This is a genomic window from Paenibacillus sp. MER 99-2, assembly GCF_023714095.1.
Lineage (GTDB): Bacteria > Bacillota > Bacilli > Paenibacillales > Paenibacillaceae > Paenibacillus.
The window spans coordinates 1-348 of record NZ_JAMAUZ010000047.1 but is presented as its reverse complement, the minus strand read 5'-3'; the positions used below and the strand labels follow the sequence as shown (position 1 = coordinate 348).

General features: G+C 55.5%; 1 rRNA gene. It reads left to right on the top strand.

The window, feature by feature from the left end:
• Positions 1-348 (top strand): 23S ribosomal RNA (locus M3636_RS29255); the annotation flags it as partial.

The window sequence follows — 348 nt, the reverse complement described above, 5'->3', positions numbered from 1 at the left end:
TAAGGCTGGGCTGTGATGGGGAGTGAAAATTACAGTAGCGAAGGTCATGATCTCACACTGCCAAGAAAAGCCTCTAGCCAGGTGATGGTGCCCGTACCGCAAACCGACACAGGTAGGCGAGAAGAGAATTCTAAGGCGCGCGGAAGAACTCTCGTTAAGGAACTCGGCAAAATGACCCCGTAACTTCGGGAGAAGGGGTGCCCCGGTAGTGTGAATAGCACGAGGGGGCCGCAGTGAAAAGGCCCAAGCGACTGTTTAGCAAAAACACAGGTCTGTGCGAAGCCGTAAGGCGAAGTATACGGGCTGACGCCTGCCCGGTGCTGGAAGGTTAAGGGGAGCGGTTAGGAG